This window comes from Haloleucobacter ellipsoideus, from assembly GCF_052491725.1.
Genome location: NZ_JBQWAR010000018.1, coordinates 510,628 through 527,208 on the forward strand (window position 1 = coordinate 510,628; position 16,581 = coordinate 527,208).

A 16,581-nucleotide genomic window follows, 5' to 3' on the forward strand; every position below is an offset into this window, starting at 1 on the left:
AGGTTTCTTGTGGAATTGATTTAGGCCGATATGGGTGACCCGCGTCAACTCGACTTGCGAATGAATCGCATAAATAGGAAAGACTCTAAACTGGAGAGCCCTTCCCGGATGGGCATCCTTGGGGGTCAGCGGGGCAGTTCGAGAAGGGCGTGCATGCCATGGGCCTGCCCACGGCGAATGCTGAAGCGGGCACCGATGGCCTCCGCCTCCGCGTTCAGGCGCACATAGCGCAGGGGCCGGCCGGCCTGCGAGAAACGGTCTGATTCATCATTGGTCTGCAGGGGCGCTCGCGCCGCAGCCAGCGCCACCTCATCAATGGCCGCTCCACCATCGGCAATTTCCAGAAGGACGGGCGCGCTTTCCGATTCCTCATCGCAGGTGAGGGAGACAATCACCGCCTCCTGGGCCGGCGTGGCATCCAGCGCCTCTTCCAGCATGAGGCGCACCAGCCGCGCCAGCCGCGGGGGCTGGGTGGTGACCGGGGGCACCTCGGCAATATCCGTGCGAATGGTGATTCGACGGCGGCGGGCCGAGGGGCCGACATGCGCCAGCGCCTCCTGCACGATGGGCGCGGGCGCGCAGGTCGTGCCGGCACTTTCCGCAGGGATGTCTGCCCCGGTTTGGGCAAGGGCGGCAAGGTCCGAGAGGCATTGCCGCACGGCGCGCAGGGCATCTGCCACCGGCTGGGGCAGGGATGCGCCCTGCGCATCATCCGCGGTGTCATCCAGCAATGTGGTCAGGGCTGGTGACAGGCTGTTCGTGAGGCGACGGGCGGCGACATGCAGTGCGGTGGATGCGCGCGTTTCGGCCGTTTCCGCATCATTCCCGGGTGCGAGCGGCTCCGGGGCAGGCTGGGGAGCCTGCGGCAACATGTCCGCCACCGCCTGCTCTTGAGCCGTAGCGCTGCCCTGCGGGCCGAGCACGAGGCAGAGCTGGTTCGAGACACCATCCATGCGGGCGAGGCCCGCCAGCATGGAAATCCGCTCGTCCGTCCGGGTGCGCAGGGTGAGGGGGGATGTGTGGACGCGGCCCGGCTCGGCACTGCCGGCCACCTGATCGAACCAGCCAATGGCTGCCCCGCGCGCCTCGGGCGGCAGGCCAATCGTCAGGGGCTGGCCGATGAGTTCGGCAATGGTGAAGCCCAGCAGGGTCTCTGTCGCGGTGTTGGCAAAGCGGATCTCGCAGCCGCGATCCAGCAGCAGGACCGGCCATGGCACAAGGTCCAGAGCCTGTTCCCGGGTGGTGTCTGCACGCGCGTCTGCCGGCTCGGCCTCGGCCGCCTTTTCCGCCTGCCGCTCCACCTGCCGCAACAGCAGAAGGCGGGCATATGGGGCAAGGAAGGGGGGCTCAACCGGCCGCAGGCTCAGCTCCAGTGCCTCGCCCTGCGCGGTCTTCACCTGCGCCAGATCATCCTCGCCCACCGAGACGAGCTGTTCGATGTCTCCGGCGGCGTGGAATGCGGCAAGGTCCGGCCAGCCGGTCCATTCCAGAAATGTGGTGTTGAGATGCAGGGCTTGCCCATCCTGCTCCAGCAGGGTGGCGAAGGGCAGGGCATCCAGCAGCTGGGTGGTGCGCGGGCCGGGGAATGCGGGCTCCTGCGGCGCGGTCTCAACCGGCGTGCCATGCCCGGCATCGGGCGCCGGCAGGGCCGGGCTCTCGTCCGCCATCCCGGCGGGCAGCGCGTCTTCCGTCTCGCTGTCCTGTGACATGACGGCATGGAGCGTGCGGCCGATATCGCGGAAGGTCTCGCTGTCACGGGGGGAGAGCGAGCCGGAAAGCGGCACGAGGGAAGGGCTTTCGTGGGGGGCATGCCCCTCATCATCCGGCTCCAGACTGCTGATCCAGCTGCTGGTGCGGGTATTTGGCCATGTGCGCAGGACGCCGAATCCGCGCGTGGCGATCCGCCGGCGTGTGCCATCGAAAAGGGGAATGCCGCCCAGTTCCAGATCCAGCACGATGGGGCCGGGCGTGGTGACGCGCACCCCGGCAAAGCTGGCGCCCTGATTCAGCGCATCGGAAATATCGGCGGCCGAAATGATCCAGCCGCCATCCTCCAGCTCCTGGAATGTGGCGCCGTGCCAGTGGGCCGCGCCATCGCCCAGCGCGCGCAGCAGCGTGGCGGAAAGCCCGCGCAGGCGATGGGCCGCATCTGTCTCGTAGGTGAAGCGCAGGGGCGGGGTATCGGCGGGCGGGAGAGGCTCTTCCGCGGTGATTTCCGTGTCCGCGCGCGGGGCATCCCGGTCCTGCGGGGCGGGCGGCTCGGCAGCCGGTTCGACAGCTGGTTCGGCAGCGGTTTCGCGGGCGGGCTGCACATAGGTGGCGGGATCGGCAAACAGGACCGCAGGCCCCTCATCCAGATCCAGCACGCTGCAATAGAACATGTGTGGCGCAAGGGCCATGGGCAGGCGCAGGCGGGCCAGCGCAAAGGGGCGGGCGCGATTGGAGACGAGCCCGCGCGCAATATCCGCCGCCTGCCGGGGGGCGGGCGTGCCGGCCGGAAGGCCGAGTCGCGCGCTGGCCTGTGTCGCCATCTCCACCATGGCCTGTTCGGAAGACCAGCGGATCAGGAATGAAGGCAGGTCCGCCCGCTGGAATGGAGCAAGGCGTGGGTCTGACCAGCGGGGCGAGGGGCCTGTCGTCTCCGTCATCTTCTCCTGTCCCATCCCATACACACGCGCAGCCGGGGTGGGCTGTGTGGATTCGATCTGACTGAGAAAATGGAGGAAATTGGTTAACACCCCGCAACCGGCCGCGTTTTCTTTCTTTTGATATTGCCGGGCGTGGCGTTTTCCATACTACACTTCCCCCCATGGTGATAACCTTGGAGGGGTGTCACCGGCTCAAGGAGTGCAGGACATGCCGAATTCTTTCGTTCCCAATCTGGAGCTGCCCGCCGAAGTGCGCGCCATTGCGGAAAAGAATGTGGCCCAGGCCCGACAGGCTTTTGAAGCCTTGTTCCAGAACGCGCGCGCAACCGTTGGCGAGGGCGAGAGCCATCTCGATGAGGTGCTCGCCAGCGTGCAGGGGCTGCGCACCAAGGCGCTGGACCTGATGCAGAACAATATGGAAGCCAGCTTCGATTTCCTTCAGAAGATGGTTTCCGCCCGCAGCCCGCAGGATGTACTGAGCCTTCAGGCTGCCTTCCTCTCCCAGCAGATGAAGGTGGCGGCCGAGCAGGCCCGCTCACTGGGGCAGGATGCCAAGGGGCTGGGCGAGGCGTCCATGCGCTCGCTCGACGAAAACACCCGCATCCTGACAGAACGGGTGAAGACCCTGAGCGCCGCCGCCGCGCAGAATGCCCAGAATGCCGCCGAGGACCTCAGGAATGTTGGCGAAAGCATGGTGAATGCGGCGAAAGCCAATGTGGAGAATGCCACCACGAGCTTTCAGGAAAACCTGAAGAAGTGAGCCGGCTGCACAGCACCTGCCTGCTGAAAGGCAGGGTTGTGTGGCGCGGAATATTTTGCGCTGTACGTTGTGTTCCGCTATAGCTCGAAGGGTCAGGGCATGCGTGCAAACCCTTTGCATGGTGCGGTTCTGTGTTCGGGTGGCGCGCGCGTCGCAGGGGGGCATGGGGGCCGTCCGGTCGGGAGTGCTCGTGGTCGCGTGTCCAGTTGCGTTCTGCCACAACTGTTTTTCCGTTTATCGAGGATCACATGAGCGACACCTTCATCAAGGCGTATCAGGACCAGATCGAGGCGGCGAAGAAGGCTCTTGCAAGCAGTGGCGTGGCCCCTGTCGAGGTGCCGGCTTCCGTGCGCGAGATGGCCGAGAAGAATCTCGCGGCCTATCGGGAGAATTACGAGAAGCTGAAGGCCTCCACGTCGCAGCTCAATTCCGCTCTCGAAAGCACTTACGAAAACGCCGGCAAGGGCGTTTCCGAATATAATGCCCGGGTGCTGGAAGCCCTTCAGTCCAACATCAAGTCCACCTTCGATTTCTACAACTCGCTCATCAATGCCAAGACCATGGCGGAAGTGGTCGAGCTGTCCACCGGCCATGCGCGCCAGCAGTTCGAGACGGTGAGCAGCCAGGTCAAGGACCTGTCCGCCCTGGCCCAGAAGGTGGCTTCCGAAAGCGCGGACTCCCTGAAGGCAACCGTCGAGAAGACCGTACGCTCCGGCGAGTGAGCCGTTTCAGGCCCATGCCCGGAAATTGAGGGGAAGGCGCTTCGCCATGAAGCGCCTTCTGCCATTTTAAGGCTGCTTTCACGCCGTTTATTATGCCCATCGCGCTTGCCTGCACCCGCGGCGCGGTGTTCTCCTGTCTTGACGTGTCAGGCCCGCCTTGTCATGACACGCTCACCTTCTGTCATCGAGTATCGCATGCGCCCCCTCGGTTCTGCTTCGCCCCTGCTGGTTGTCGGCCCTTCGTGGGTGGGCGATATGGTCATGACGGCAAGCCTGATAGAAGTCCTGCGCATGCGCGAGCCGGGCCGTCCCATAGATGTGCTGGCCCCGCCCGCCGCCCTGCCTGTTGCGCGGATGATCCCCGGCGTGCGGCGCACCATTCCCCTCGGCTTTGCCCATGGCGAGCTGGGCCTCATGGCCCGCTGGCGCACCGGCCGTGCCCTGCGTGCGGAAGGCTATGGCAAGGCCATCATTCTGCCGCGCGCCTTCAAGGCCGCCATTCCCCCGCTTGCCGCCGGCATACCGGAACGGGTGGGCTACAAGGGCGAGATGCGCACCCCGCTGCTGACCGATGCGCGCCCGGACAAGAACCGCAAGACCGCCCGCACCATAGAGCGCTTCGTGGCGCTGGCCCTGCCGGTGGGGGCGACAACGGTTTCCCCGCGCCCGCGCCTCATCATTCCCGATGGTGCGCTCGATCAGGCGCTCGACAAGTTTCCCCTGCCCAGCGCCGGCCCTGTCATGGCCCTGTGCCCGGGGGCGGAATATGGCCCGGCCAAGCGCTGGCCGGCCGAGAAGTTCGCCCAGCTCGCGGCCATTGCGGTGAAGAATGGCTATCATGTCCGCATCTTCGGCTCACCCAAGGATGCCGACTCCGCGCGCATCATTGCCGAGCAGAGCGGGGTGCCGGTTGATAATCTTGTCGGGCGCACCAGCCTGATCGATGCCGCCGCGCTGCTTTCCATCGCGGATGTGGTCATCTCCAATGATTCCGGCCTCATGCATATTGCCGGTGCGTTCGACCGGCGGCTGGTGGTGCTCTATGGTGCCTCATCCGAGCTGATGACCCCACCGGCCTCGCCGCGGGCGCGCATCGTCTCGCGCGAGCTGCCGTGTCGCCCCTGCCACAAGCGCGTCTGCCCGCTGGGCACACTGGCCTGCCTTGAGAGCATCTCCGCCGAAGAGGTGTTCGAGGTGGCCGAGCAGAGCGGGCGATGAAGCTGCTTCTGGTCAAGCTGTCCTCGCTGGGAGATGTGGTGCACAGCTTCCCGGCGCTGACAGATGCCAAGACCATGTTTCCGGATCTGGTGGTGGACTGGGCGGTGGAGGAGGCTTTCGCCCCCATCGCCGCACTGCATCCGGCGGTGCGCCACACCATCAGCGTCCCCATGCGCCGCCTGCGCAAGACCCCCCTGCGCGCATGGCGCAGTGGTGAGGCCGGTGCCGTGCGCCGCGCTTTGGCGCGTGAGCATTATGATATTGTCATTGATGCGCAGGGGCTGGTGAAAAGCGCGCTCGTGGCGGCGCTTGCCCATGGCCCCCGCCATGGGTTTGACAGAACCAGTGCGCGGGAAGGGCTGGCGAGCCATTTCTATCGCGCCCGCCACCATGTGCCCGAGGTGGAGCATATGGCCACCCGCATCCGCAAGCTGTTCGCTCTCGCGCTGGGCTACAGTCTTGAGGGATTGCCGGAAGATTGCGGGCTGCGTCCGCTGCCGCCGGAAGAGGGGGCAGCGCCCTATCTGGTCTATCTGCATGGCACCACATGGCCCACCAAAACGTGGAGCCTGGAGGGCTGGCAATCCCTGGCCCGGCTGGCGGAGGCGGCAGGCTGGCAGGTGAAGATGTTCGCCCATGGCGCGGTGGAAGAGGCGCGCGCCCGCAAGGTGGCGGAAAGCTGCGCGGCGGTTCAGCTTCTGCCGCCGCAATCCCTGGACAGGCTCGCCCCGGTTCTGGGGGCGGCTGCTGGTGTGGTGAGCGTGGATACCGGCCTTGGCCATCTGGCGGCGGCCTATGGTGTGCCGACCCTTGGCCTTTATGGACCCACGGACCCGCAACTCACCGGCATGTTCGGCCCGCGTGTGCGGGAGCTGGCGGCCACCGGGCGCGAATGTGCGCCCTGCCAGAAATCCGCCTGCCGCATTGCCCCGCACATGAAGGAAGGCCCGCCCTGCATGGCGGACCATGATGCGCGCGGCGTATGGGCCGCGCTTCAGGCCCTGGGCGCGCAAAAGGGCTGAAACTGCTCCACAATTCTCCGTGTCCATGGACAAAGAGGCGCAAGGCGTGGCACATCGGGGCAACAGGTCAGCGAAAAGGCAGGCAGATGACACGCGCTGCATTGGGTCGTGATATCCTTCTCGTCACCGGCGGCGCCGGTTTCATCGGTTCCAACATCGCCCGCGCCGCCACCGAGGATGGCTACCGCGTGGTGGTGGCAGACTGGCTGGAAGACGGCCCCAAATGGCGCAACCTCGCCGATATTCCCCTGCATGACGTGATCCGCCCCGAGGAAACCAACCGTTTCGTGGTGCGTGAGGGCGGGCGGCTTGCCGGCATCGTGCATATGGGTGCCATCTCCGCCACCACCGAACGTGACGGCGACAAGATCGTCACCCGCAATATCCGCGCGACGCTGGATTTGTGGGAGCTGGCGACGCACAAGAGCCTGCCCTTCATCTATGCCTCATCCGCCGCCACCTATGGCGATGGCAGCGAGGGGTTCACGGATGACGAGTCCCTGCCGGGGCTGGGGCTTCTGGCTCCGCTGAATCCTTATGGCTGGAGCAAGCTGTTCGTGGACCGGCGCATCATGGCCGATGTCGAGGGCGGTGCACCGCGTCCGCCGCAGTTTGCGGGCCTGCGCTTCTTCAATGTGTATGGGCCGGGGGAGGACCACAAGGGCGACATGCGCTCCGTGGTGCACAAGATCTATCCCGCCGCCGCCGCCGGCGAGAAGGTGACGCTCTTCAAGTCCCACCACCCCGATTATGGCGACGGCGGCCAGCTGCGCGATTTCATCCATGTGTCGGATTGCGTGGAAGTGGTGCGCTGGCTGCTGGAAAACCGCAATGTTTCCGGCATCTTCAATGTCGGCACCGGCAAGGCGCGTTCCTTTGCGGATCTGGCCGGAGCGGTGTTTGCCGCGCTGGGGCAGGAGCCGCTCATCAGCTATGTGGACATGCCCGAGCATCTCCAGAAGGCCTATCAGTATTTCACCGAGGCGGACGTGACCAAGCTGCGCGCCGCCGGCTACAAGCGCCCCTTCATGTCTCTGGAGGAGGGGGTGGCCGCTTATGTGAGCGAACATCTCAAGGCCACGGGCGGCTCAACCTTCTGAGCGTGAGGACGAACTGACATGGCTCAGGAAGGCGCGCAGCGTATCGTCGTCATTGGCGATGTGATGGTCGATCGCTACATCACCGGTTCGGTCTCCCGCATCTCGCCGGAAGCGCCGGTGCCCGTTCTGGTGCATGGCGCGGAGCGGATCGTGCCGGGCGGCGCGGCCAATGTGGCGGCCAATGCGGCCGCCCTCGGGGCTCAGGTCACGCTTATTGGGCTTGTCGGGCGCGATGCGGAGGCCGACCGGCTGGCCGGCGCGCTGGACGAATGGCCGGGGATCGACCTGTCCCGCCTCGTGCGTGATGCTGCCCGCCCCACCATCACCAAGACCCGGGTGATGAGCGGTCGCCAGCAGATCGTGCGTATCGATGCCGAGAACAGTACCCCCCCTTCCGCCGAGGCCGAGGCGGCCCTGATCGAGGCGGTGCGCATCGCCACCAGGGGGGCAAAGGTGGTGGTGCTCTCGGATTATGCCAAGGGGGTGCTTTCGGACAGGGTGATCGCCGCCGCCATCGCTGCCGGACAGGCCGAGGGTGTGCCGATCATCGTGGATCCCAAGCGCCGGACTTTTGAGGCCTATCGCGGGGCAAGCCTTGTCACGCCGAACCGGCTGGAGCTGGTGGCGGCGACCGGCCTGCCGGATACGAGTGATGAACAGGCCGCCGCCGCCGCCGCCGTCGCCGCCGCCCAGTTCGGCGGCGATGTTCTGGTGACGCGCTCCGAAAAGGGCATGACCCTGTGGCGGCAGGGCGGGCGTGTGCTGCATGTGCCGACACAGGCGCGTGAGGTGTTCGATGTCTCCGGTGCGGGGGATACGGCGCTGGCGGCGCTGGCGGTGACGCTGGCCTCCGGCGAGGCACTGGAAACCGCGGTGCATGTGGCCAATGCCGCCGCTGCCGTGGTGGTGGGCAAGCTGGGCACGGCGGTGGTGACCCGTGCGGAACTGACGGCCGCGCTGGAAGCGGCACTGATGGATGGGCCGCGTCAGGGCGCACTCGTCTCATGGGAAGAGGCCGCGCGCATCATTTCAAGCTGGCAGGATGCAGGCGCACGGGTGGTATTCACCAATGGCTGCTTCGATCTGGTTCATCCTGGCCATATCAGCCTGCTGGAAGCTGCCGCGCGCGAGGGTGACAAGCTGGTGGTGGCGCTGAATACGGATGCCTCTGTCCGCCGCCTGAAGGGCGCAACCCGCCCGGTGCAGGATGAGGCCGCCCGCGCTCGCGTGATGGGCGCCTTGCGCTGCGTGGATCTGGTGGTGCTGTTCGATGAGGATACGCCGCTGGAGGTCATCACGGCTCTGGGGCCGGATGTACTGGTCAAGGGCGCGGATTATCGTGAGGATCAGGTGGTGGGCGGCGATGTGGTGAAGGCCCGTGGCGGCCGTGTCGCACTGGTGCCGCTGGTGGAGGGGCGCTCCACGTCCGCTCTGGTGGCCAGGGCCCGCAGCTGAAATAGCGGGGCAGCCGAAAGGCGGGAAGGCGGGGAAGCGGCATGGCGAGGCCCTGCCTGCCGCGCTGTGCACGTTTAACCTGTTCCGCCTTGATCCCTTCAGCCTCTCATGCCTGTCTGCGAACGAGGGCGGGGCGGTCAGCAGAAGGGTTTCCGGGTGGCTTGCCGCCACCCGGTTCAGCATAGTCCCGGCTCATCCACCCAGCAGATAGGCGCCGGCTCCAGCCAGAACCAGCAGTGCGGGATTGATCTTCCACATCATGAAGATGGCGAAGGTGGTGAGCGCGATGAGGATCGTCAGCTTGTCCGATATGGCCGCGCGGGTAATGGTGATGGTGCCGGCCACCATGAAACCCACAACCATTGGCGCCATGGCGCGCTGCACGGTCTTGTGCCACTCCGTATCCTCGAAGCGGCCCCACACGCGGTTGGCATACAGCACGATGACGCTGGCCGGGGTGAAGAAGCCGACAAAGGCCAGAAAGGCACCGAGGAAGCCGGCCACATGGTATCCGATAACCACGATGATCAACATGTTCGGCCCGGGCGCAAGCTGGCCAAGGGCGTAGATGTTGCGGAACTGGTGGTCTGTCAGCCAGTGCTGCTGATTGATGGTGAGCTGTTTCATCTCCGGCAGAATGGCCGTGCCCCCGCCAATGGTGAGGACGGACAGCAGACCGAAAATGATGAGTATGCTCCAGTTGGTATCATTCATGGCGCTGCCTCAATCCACCGAATGTCCATGGGGGCCGCGAGACTTCTTCGTGTGCCCGCGGAACAGGAGATAGGCCACCGGCCCCACGGTCAGCAGCACCCACACCAGCGAGATGTGCAGGAAGCTGATCATCACCACGGTCACGGCGATGACCACCAGATCCAGCGCATGGGAGAACTGCTTCTTGCCCAGTTGCAGCGCAATGGAGGCCAGCAGTCCGACAGAGGCCGCGCCAACGCCGATCAGCGCCTTCTCGACCCATGGATTGTCATGGTGGCTGGCATAGATGACCGCCAGTGCCAGAATGAACAGCGCCCCCGGCAGGGTCATGCCCAGAAAGGCGATGAAAGCGCCGGGAATGCCCCGCAGCCTGTCCCCCACGATGATCGACATATTGGCCGCATTCAGCCCCGGCAATGCCTCGGAGACGGAGAGGGCGGCCAGAAAGTCGTCTTCTGTCAGCCAGTTCTTCTTTAGAACGAGGCTGTTGTGCAGATAGGCGAAGGTGCCGCCGCCAAATGAGGTGGCGCCAATGATGAGAAAGGTGAGAAAAATCTCGCCAAGCGGGGCTTTCGGCCGCTTGGTGGCGCCTGCAGGCGGCGTGGGGGCCGTTATGGCCGGGGGCTGGTCAGTCATGATTTCACATCCGGTTTGTGCAGGTCCATCAGCTTTTGTGGTCTGCCAACTGGTCGTTCCTGTTCTGTCTCGATCAACTGAAAACAGTTGATCTCCATATAGCCGAAACAAATTCTGCCTGTATGAAAAAGGCATGGCCTGTTTTTATTTTGGGATACGTTTCACAGGCAAGGCTTGCGGGCGAAACAAGGAGGCCGGAGGGGCTGGAAAAGCTTCAGGGAATGGGGTGTGCACCATACAGCATGGCCACAAGCCATGTGTGACACATCATTCCGCGCGGCGTATCCATGCCTGCGCCCGCACCGGTGTTGGTGCCGCGCTCATTCCTCGCAGTAGCGGATCACCTGCCGGATGAAAGCCTCGCAGGCTGAAAGCTGGCTTTCATCCACATATTCATCGGCCTGATGCGCCTGTGTGATGGAGCCGGGGCCGCAGACAACGGTTGGAATCCGCGCCATTTCCACAAACAGGCCGGCCTCGGTGCCATAGGCCACGCGGGCATGGTCGTTGCGCCCGGCCCAGCGTCTGGCCAGCGTGGTAATGGGGGCATCCGGGGCGGTGGCAAGGCCGGGGAAGGCGGCCATCACCTCGAACTCGATCCGCGTCTCGGGCGCACGCGCCCGCATCTGCGGTTCCAGTTCCGTGCGGGAATAGGTGGTGATTTCATCCACCAGCGCGTCAATGTCCTCCTCCGGCAAGGCGCGCACTTCCCATTCCATCACCGCAAGTTCGGGCACGATGTTGAGGGCGGTGCCCCCCTGCAGGGTGCCGACATGGGTGGTGGTGCAGGGCACATCATAAAGCTCGTCCCGCGCGCCTTCCCGCGCCAGCTTCTGCCCGAGCGCGACAATGCGGGTGGCGATGAGCGCGGCAATCTCCACCGCGTTCACCAGTTCCGGCGCGCGGGAGGAGTGGCCGCCGCGCCCATGCACGATGGTGCGCATGGAACGCTTGGCCTTGTGCCCAACCACCACCTGCATCATGGTCGGCTCACCCACGATACAGCCTTCGGCCTGATAGCCATTCGCCACCATGTGCTCCAGCAGCGGGCGCACGCCCAGACAGCCAATCTCCTCATCATAGGAAAGGGCGATGTGGATGGGCTTCTTCAGCGCCGCGGCCTTCATGTGCGGGATCATGCCGAGGCAGACCGCATCAAAACCCTTCATGTCGCAGGTGCCGCGCCCATAAAGGCGGCCGTTGCGGGCATCCACGCGGAAGGGCGGGGTGGTCCAGTCCTGTCCGTCCACCGGAACCACATCGGTATGGCCCGAAAGCACGATGCCAGCCTTCTCGCGCGGGCCGATGGTGGCAATGAGCGCGGCCTTGCCCTGTGCGGCATCCTCCACCCGCTCGAAATGCACCTGCTGTTCACGCAGAAAAGCTTCCACCGCCTCGATCAGCGGCAGGTTCGGGTTGCGGCTGGTGGTGTCAAAACCCACAAGACGCGTGAGCCATTCCAGCGTGAGGGCAGATGGCATGAGTGGTCAACTCCGTGCATGTATGTCCGGCCTGCGGGGCGGGGCCGGTTTTACTATAGGCTGCTTCTGCCCGCGCGGGCAGGGTGCTTTTGCGCCGCGCACAGGAAGCCTGTACTGCATCTGGTCAAGGGATCACAAAGGGAGAGCGCGATGAGGCAGGGGCTTGTTCTGGTTCTGGGCGGGGCGCGCTCGGGCAAGAGCCGGCATGCGGAAGCGCTGGTGCAGGCGCTGCCCGGCCCATGGGCCTATATTGCCACGGCCGAGGCGCTGGATGATGAAATGCGCGAGCGCATCGCCCATCATCGCGCCGCCCGGGGCGAGGGGTGGCAGACCCATGATGCTCCGCTGGCTCTGGCAGAAACGGTGCAGGCCCTGCCGCCGGAGCAGCCGGTTCTGGTGGATTGCCTCACCCTCTGGCTCACCAATCATCTGCTGGCCGAGCATGATCTGGAAGCCGAGGCCCGGAAGCTGGAACAGGCGCTGGTGGCGCGGGCGGGGCTCACGGTCTGTGTCGCCAATGAGGTGGGGCTGGGAATCGTCCCCGATAATGCGCTCTCCCGCCGCTTTCGCGATGCCGCCGGCCGGCTGAACCAGCGCCTGGCCGGATGTGCCGGGCGGGTGGATTTCGTGGTGGCCGGCCTTCCCGTGCGGGTCAAGGGCGAGGGCTGAACCCTATGCCGCCATGGCGGCTGAAAGGAGGGTCATCACTCCCGCAACCAGCAGCACCAGCGCCACCATCAGTGCATCGGCCCGGCGATAGAGGCGGAGCGCGGCACGCACATCCGCGGCTGTCGCCTCACGCCGGCCCTGACCCATATAGGCATCATCGGTTGGCACGCCGTCATAGATTTTGGGGCCATTGAGCCGCAGATGCAGCGCGCCGGCCATGGCGGCTTCCGGCCAGCCGGCATTGGGCGAGCGATGCTTGCGCGCATCACGGCGCATGGTGTCATAAGCCATATGGGGCGAGCCGCCGCCGCCCAGCGCCGCCGCGCCCACCAGAAGCCAGCCGGCAATGCGGGAGGCCGGCAGGTTCACCACATCATCGGCCCGCGCGGCCGCCCAGCCAAAATCACCATACCGTACATTGAGATGGCCGATCATGCTGTCGGCCGTGTTCAGGGCCTTGTAGGCGGCAGCGCCGGGCAGGCCCAGCAGACACATCCAGAAGGTGGGGGCGACGATGCCATCGGAGAAATTCTCGGCAAGGGTTTCGATGGCGGCGCGGGCGATGCCGGAGGAATCAAGCTGTTGCGGATCCCGCCCGACAATATGGCTGACAGCCTCCCGGGCAATCTCGATATCCCCCGTTTCCAGCGCCTGCGCCACCTGCGCCACATGCCAGTGCAGGGAGCGCTGGGCAATCAGCGCGCTGCCCAGAACCCCGGCAACCACCGCGCCCAGCGGCACAAGGCCGAGAAGGGACTGGAGCACAAGCATTGGCAAGGCGGCCGCCAGAACCAGAATGATGACGGTGACGACCCCCAGGGCCCGGCGCTTTTCCGGCGAGAAATGTGGCTTGTTCCATGCCCGTTCGAGACGCGAGATCAGTGCGCCGATCCACATGACCGGGTGCCCGATACGCCGGACCAGCGCATCAGGATAGCCAAAGACGGCTTCCACCAGCAGCGCCACCGCCGTGATGCCGAACCCCATATGCGCCCCCTTGCGATGCTGCCTGCCCCACACATGCCGCAAGGGGCGGGGCGGATCAATTCACAAGGCGGCCGGCATGGGCGGATGGAACAGGAAATGGCGCGGGGATGCCGGGCAATATATGCGCGCCCTGCGGGACCGATCATGCAATTTCGCATGTCAGTCATCGCAAAACTGATTCATCCTTGGCCCATACTGCATTTTTCATGGCCGAGTCGGTTCCTGCCAGCAGAACCGCTTCTGGCCGGCAGGACAGGAATGGATGGCTCTGAAGTCTTTGTCGATACCGGTTGTGCAGGGGCGCCCGGCGCCTCGCGTGCCGGAAAATGTGCGGCTCTATGCGGTGGGGGATATTCACGGGCGCGCTGATCTTCTGCGCGACCTGACCCGCCAGATGGATGAGGACCGTGCCGCCCATCCCGGCCGGCACTATGTCGAGATCTATCTGGGGGATTATGTGGACCGGGGGGCGGATTCCGCCGCTGTCATCTCCCATCTCATCGCCCGCCAGGGCAGCCACGGGGCGCGGTGCCTCTCCGGCAACCATGAGGAGATGCTCCTCAATGGGCTGGAGGATGAGGAGACCTTCCGCTACTGGCTGACCGTTGGCGGCTATGAGGCGATGCTCTCCTATCTCGATACGGTGCCGACAGGGCGGGAGACGACCACGCAGCTCAAGGCCCTCTGGGACGAGAAGCTGCCCCGGGAGCATGTGTCCTTTCTGCGGGGGCTGGGCCTCTATCATGTCTGCGGAGATTATCTCTTCGTGCATGCGGGCCTGCGCCCCGGTGTGCCGCTGGCGCAGCAGAAACGGGAAGACATGCTCTGGATCCGCAAGCTGTTCCACCAGCATGATGAGCCGTTCGAGCATTTCGTGGTGCATGGCCACCAGCCGGTGAGGGAGGTGGAGGTGCGGCACAATCGCATGGATATCGACACCCGCGCCTATGAAAGCGGCCATCTCACCTGCCTCGTGCTGGAGGGGGCGGAGCAGTACATTCTTTCGACCTGATTGCCGACCCGCGCGTGCTCTGCTTCATTCACCCCTGTTCAGAAGGAGCAGGCGCGCATGTTCATCGGGTTCTTCGAGGCGCTGAAAGCGGCGGGCGTTCCGGTCTCGGTGCGCGAATATCTCACGCTCATGGAGGCGATGGAGGCGGACCTTGCCAACCGGCAGGTGGAGACCTTCTACTATCTCTCCCGCGCCACGCTGGTGAAGGACGAGCGCTATATCGACCGCTTCGACAAGGTGTTCGGCACCTGTTTCAAGGGGCTGGAAAGCGTGGGCGAGGAGATGGCGTCCATTCCCGAGGAGTGGCTGCGCAAGCTGGCCGAAAAGCATCTGACAGAAGAGGAAAAACGCCAGATCGAGGCGATGGGCGGGCTCGACAAGCTGCTTGAAACCATTGCCGAGCGCCTGAAGGAGCAGAAGGGCCGCCATCAGGGCGGCAACAAATGGATCGGCACCGGCGGCACCTCTCCTTTCGGGGCCTATGGCTATAATCCCGAAGGCATCCGCATCGGGCAGGATGGCAACCGCAATTTCCGCGCCGTGAAGGTGTGGGACAAGCGCGAGTTTCGCGATCTGGATGACCAGCAGGAGCTGGGCACGCGCAATATCAAGATCGCCCTGCGGCGCCTGCGCAGATTCGCCCGCGTGGGTGCGGCGCAGGAGCTGGATCTGGACAGCACCATCCGTGAAAGCGCCCGGGCCGGCTATATTGATGTGAAGCTGCGGCCCGAGCGGCGCAATGCGGTGAAGGTCCTGCTGTTTCTGGATGTGGGCGGCTCGATGGACTGGCACATCGCCCAGTGCGAGGAACTGTTCTCCGCCGCGCGGGCCGAGTTCAAGCATCTTGAGCATTTCTACTTTCACAATTGTGTCTATGAAAGCGTGTGGCGCTCCAATAGCCGCCGTCATGATGCGCGCATTCCCCTGCATGAGGTGATCAACACCTATGGCGGTGACTACAAGCTGATCTTTGTGGGTGATGCCTCCATGGGGCCTTATGAGGTGCTCTTCCCCAATGGCTCGGTGGAACATCACAATGCCGAGCCCGGCAAGGTGTGGCTGGAGCGGCTGCTCTGCGCCTATCCCCACGCCGCATGGCTGAACCCGGTTGCCGAGCAGCACTGGCGCTATACGGCCTCTATCGGCCTCATCGGCGAGATTCTGGAGGGGCGCATGTTTCCGCTCACGGTGGAAGGCATAGATGCCGCCATGCGCGAGCTCACCTGATCCGCCCTTTCCGGGCATTGGTCCTTAAGGTGCGGGCTGCTATCACTGCGCCCGTGTCTCACCTTGCGAAAGCTCCTTCCGCCTCATGGCCGATGCTCCCCACGCCGCCCCACTGAATGACCCGCTTGCCACTTATGCCTTCCTTCCGCGTCTGGGGGGTGCCGGGGTGCGGCTGGAACTGCATGCGGATGTGCTGGAATGGGACATGGGCATGCGCAAGGGCCGGCTGGCCCTGAAAGATGTGTCGCGGGTGCATCTGCTGTTCCAGCATGCCAAGTTCGGCTCCTCCTGCTTTGAGATGCGCCTTGAGGGGCGCGAGGGCACGCGCCTTGTCGCATCCTCCGTCTCGCGCGTGGCGCTGACCCGGATGGAAGACCAGCGGGAGGCCTTCACAACCTTTGTGCGGGCCTTCCACAAGGCGGTTGCCACAAGCGGGGCACAGGTGGAGTGGGTGGGCGGCTATGGCCGCTTGCGCTGGAACATCATGGTCGCTCTCGGTCTGGCCACGCTGGCGGCGCTTGTTGTGGTTCTGCTGATGAGCATGGAGGGCGGCCAGTGGATGTTCATTGCCATCGTGTCGCTGTTCGCGGTGCTGCTGGCCTGGCCCATGGCAGAGGCGCTCTGGCGCAACCAGCCTGTGCATTATGGACCGGAACATCTGCCGCAGCGTTTGCTGCCGGGCTGAGCGCTCCTGTTTCTACATATGCCAAGCTGTTCGTTTTATGTGAGAAACCGGCTTTTCCGCCATATTTCGGTTTATGAGTATCCCTGTGGGGCTTCTTTGAAACCGGGGATTCTTCCCTATGCGGGTGTTATCAGTTCTGGCTGCTGCCACAGCAATAATCATAATTGTTTTTGCTGGTATTTTTTGTTTCACGGATTCGGAAAAAGAGCCCGTTGCGCATTCCTCGCCCGAGCAGGCTGAAGAAT

At 64.6% G+C, this 16,581-nt stretch carries 15 protein-coding genes; 10 read left to right on the forward strand and 5 right to left on the reverse strand.

Features of this window, described 5'->3' with window-relative positions; genetic code table 11:
- Positions 1-125: 125 nt before the first annotated feature.
- Positions 126-2,648, reverse strand: a complete 2,523-nt coding sequence (locus tag ACT6QG_RS09660; protein WP_444977334.1) for a PAS domain-containing protein — start codon at positions 2,646-2,648, stop codon at positions 126-128.
- A gap of 208 nt (positions 2,649-2,856) precedes the next feature.
- Between ACT6QG_RS09660 and ACT6QG_RS09665 the strand changes: the two genes are divergently transcribed.
- From ACT6QG_RS09665 to rfaE1, 6 genes are all read left to right on the forward strand, one after another.
- Positions 2,857-3,408, forward strand: coding sequence for a phasin family protein (locus ACT6QG_RS09665; protein WP_444977335.1), 552 nt, complete (start codon positions 2,857-2,859; stop codon positions 3,406-3,408).
- A 248-nt stretch (positions 3,409-3,656) separates the two neighbouring features.
- Positions 3,657-4,130 (forward strand): phasin family protein, encoded by a 474-nt coding sequence (locus tag ACT6QG_RS09670; RefSeq protein ID WP_444977336.1) that lies wholly within the window; start codon positions 3,657-3,659, stop codon positions 4,128-4,130.
- Between the two features lie 162 nt (positions 4,131-4,292).
- Positions 4,293-5,348 (forward strand): lipopolysaccharide heptosyltransferase II, encoded by a 1,056-nt coding sequence (gene waaF, locus ACT6QG_RS09675; RefSeq protein ID WP_444977337.1) that lies wholly within the window; start codon positions 4,293-4,295, stop codon positions 5,346-5,348.
- The gene (waaC, locus tag ACT6QG_RS09680; protein ID WP_444977338.1) at positions 5,345-6,370 is read left to right on the forward strand and encodes a lipopolysaccharide heptosyltransferase I; all 1,026 of its coding nucleotides are present in this window, start codon (positions 5,345-5,347) and stop codon (positions 6,368-6,370) included. The genes waaF and waaC overlap by 4 nt, the downstream gene beginning before the upstream one ends.
- Positions 6,371-6,483: 113 nt before the next feature.
- Complete coding sequence (rfaD, locus tag ACT6QG_RS09685) at positions 6,484-7,470, forward strand: ADP-glyceromanno-heptose 6-epimerase (RefSeq protein ID WP_444977444.1); 987 nt, start codon at positions 6,484-6,486, stop codon at positions 7,468-7,470.
- Positions 7,471-7,488: 18 nt separating this feature from the next.
- The gene (gene rfaE1, locus ACT6QG_RS09690; protein ID WP_444977339.1) at positions 7,489-8,925 is read left to right on the forward strand and encodes a D-glycero-beta-D-manno-heptose-7-phosphate kinase; all 1,437 of its coding nucleotides are present in this window, start codon (positions 7,489-7,491) and stop codon (positions 8,923-8,925) included.
- Between the two features lie 192 nt (positions 8,926-9,117).
- Here rfaE1 and ACT6QG_RS09695 read toward each other — a convergent pair whose 3' ends face one another.
- From ACT6QG_RS09695 to argE, 3 genes are all read right to left on the reverse strand, one after another.
- Positions 9,118-9,639 carry a chromate transporter gene (locus ACT6QG_RS09695; RefSeq protein WP_444977340.1) on the reverse strand — a complete coding sequence of 174 codons (522 nt, stop codon included), beginning with the start codon at positions 9,637-9,639 and terminating at the stop codon, positions 9,118-9,120.
- Between the two features lie 9 nt (positions 9,640-9,648).
- The gene (locus tag ACT6QG_RS09700; RefSeq protein ID WP_444977341.1) at positions 9,649-10,275 is read right to left on the reverse strand and encodes a chromate transporter; all 627 of its coding nucleotides are present in this window, start codon (positions 10,273-10,275) and stop codon (positions 9,649-9,651) included.
- A 320-nt stretch (positions 10,276-10,595) separates the two neighbouring features.
- Positions 10,596-11,756 (reverse strand): acetylornithine deacetylase, encoded by a 1,161-nt coding sequence (argE, locus tag ACT6QG_RS09705; protein WP_444977342.1) that lies wholly within the window; start codon positions 11,754-11,756, stop codon positions 10,596-10,598.
- Positions 11,757-11,906: 150 nt separating this feature from the next.
- Between argE and cobU the strand changes: the two genes are divergently transcribed.
- The gene (gene cobU, locus ACT6QG_RS09710; protein WP_444977343.1) at positions 11,907-12,425 is read left to right on the forward strand and encodes a bifunctional adenosylcobinamide kinase/adenosylcobinamide-phosphate guanylyltransferase; all 519 of its coding nucleotides are present in this window, start codon (positions 11,907-11,909) and stop codon (positions 12,423-12,425) included.
- 3 nt (positions 12,426-12,428) lie between these two features.
- Here cobU and cbiB read toward each other — a convergent pair whose 3' ends face one another.
- The gene (cbiB, locus tag ACT6QG_RS09715; RefSeq protein ID WP_444977344.1) at positions 12,429-13,412 is read right to left on the reverse strand and encodes an adenosylcobinamide-phosphate synthase CbiB; all 984 of its coding nucleotides are present in this window, start codon (positions 13,410-13,412) and stop codon (positions 12,429-12,431) included.
- A 262-nt stretch (positions 13,413-13,674) separates the two neighbouring features.
- Between cbiB and ACT6QG_RS09720 the strand changes: the two genes are divergently transcribed.
- The 3 genes from ACT6QG_RS09720 (at position 13,675) to ACT6QG_RS09730 (ending at position 16,336) form a co-directional block, all read left to right on the forward strand.
- Positions 13,675-14,424, forward strand: a complete 750-nt coding sequence (locus ACT6QG_RS09720; protein WP_444977345.1) for a metallophosphoesterase family protein — start codon at positions 13,675-13,677, stop codon at positions 14,422-14,424.
- Between the two features lie 57 nt (positions 14,425-14,481).
- Complete coding sequence (locus ACT6QG_RS09725; protein ID WP_444977346.1) at positions 14,482-15,651, forward strand: vWA domain-containing protein; 1,170 nt, start codon at positions 14,482-14,484, stop codon at positions 15,649-15,651.
- 85 nt (positions 15,652-15,736) lie between these two features.
- The gene (locus ACT6QG_RS09730) at positions 15,737-16,336 is read left to right on the forward strand and encodes a hypothetical protein (protein ID WP_444977347.1); all 600 of its coding nucleotides are present in this window, start codon (positions 15,737-15,739) and stop codon (positions 16,334-16,336) included.
- The last annotated feature ends 245 nt before the right edge of the window (positions 16,337-16,581 follow it).

Bases quoted from the DNA above. Each gene is read 5' to 3' on its own strand.
- ACT6QG_RS09660 (WP_444977334.1), bottom strand. From the start codon at position 2,648: ATGACGGAGACGACAGGCCCCTCGCCCCGCTGGTCAGACCCACGCCTT.
- ACT6QG_RS09665 (WP_444977335.1), top strand. From the start codon at position 2,857: ATGCCGAATTCTTTCGTTCCCAATCTGGAGCTGCCCGCCGAAGTGCGC.
- ACT6QG_RS09670 (WP_444977336.1), top strand. From the start codon at position 3,657: ATGAGCGACACCTTCATCAAGGCGTATCAGGACCAGATCGAGGCGGCG.
- waaF (WP_444977337.1), top strand. From the start codon at position 4,293: ATGACACGCTCACCTTCTGTCATCGAGTATCGCATGCGCCCCCTCGGT.
- waaC (WP_444977338.1), top strand. From the start codon at position 5,345: ATGAAGCTGCTTCTGGTCAAGCTGTCCTCGCTGGGAGATGTGGTGCAC.
- rfaE1 (WP_444977339.1), top strand. From the start codon at position 7,489: ATGGCTCAGGAAGGCGCGCAGCGTATCGTCGTCATTGGCGATGTGATG.
- ACT6QG_RS09695 (WP_444977340.1), bottom strand. From the start codon at position 9,639: ATGAATGATACCAACTGGAGCATACTCATCATTTTCGGTCTGCTGTCC.
- ACT6QG_RS09700 (WP_444977341.1), bottom strand. From the start codon at position 10,275: ATGACTGACCAGCCCCCGGCCATAACGGCCCCCACGCCGCCTGCAGGC.
- argE (WP_444977342.1), bottom strand. From the start codon at position 11,756: ATGCCATCTGCCCTCACGCTGGAATGGCTCACGCGTCTTGTGGGTTTT.
- cobU (WP_444977343.1), top strand. From the start codon at position 11,907: ATGAGGCAGGGGCTTGTTCTGGTTCTGGGCGGGGCGCGCTCGGGCAAG.
- cbiB (WP_444977344.1), bottom strand. From the start codon at position 13,412: ATGGGGTTCGGCATCACGGCGGTGGCGCTGCTGGTGGAAGCCGTCTTT.
- ACT6QG_RS09720 (WP_444977345.1), top strand. From the start codon at position 13,675: ATGGCTCTGAAGTCTTTGTCGATACCGGTTGTGCAGGGGCGCCCGGCG.
- ACT6QG_RS09725 (WP_444977346.1), top strand. From the start codon at position 14,482: ATGTTCATCGGGTTCTTCGAGGCGCTGAAAGCGGCGGGCGTTCCGGTC.
- ACT6QG_RS09730 (WP_444977347.1), top strand. From the start codon at position 15,737: ATGGCCGATGCTCCCCACGCCGCCCCACTGAATGACCCGCTTGCCACT.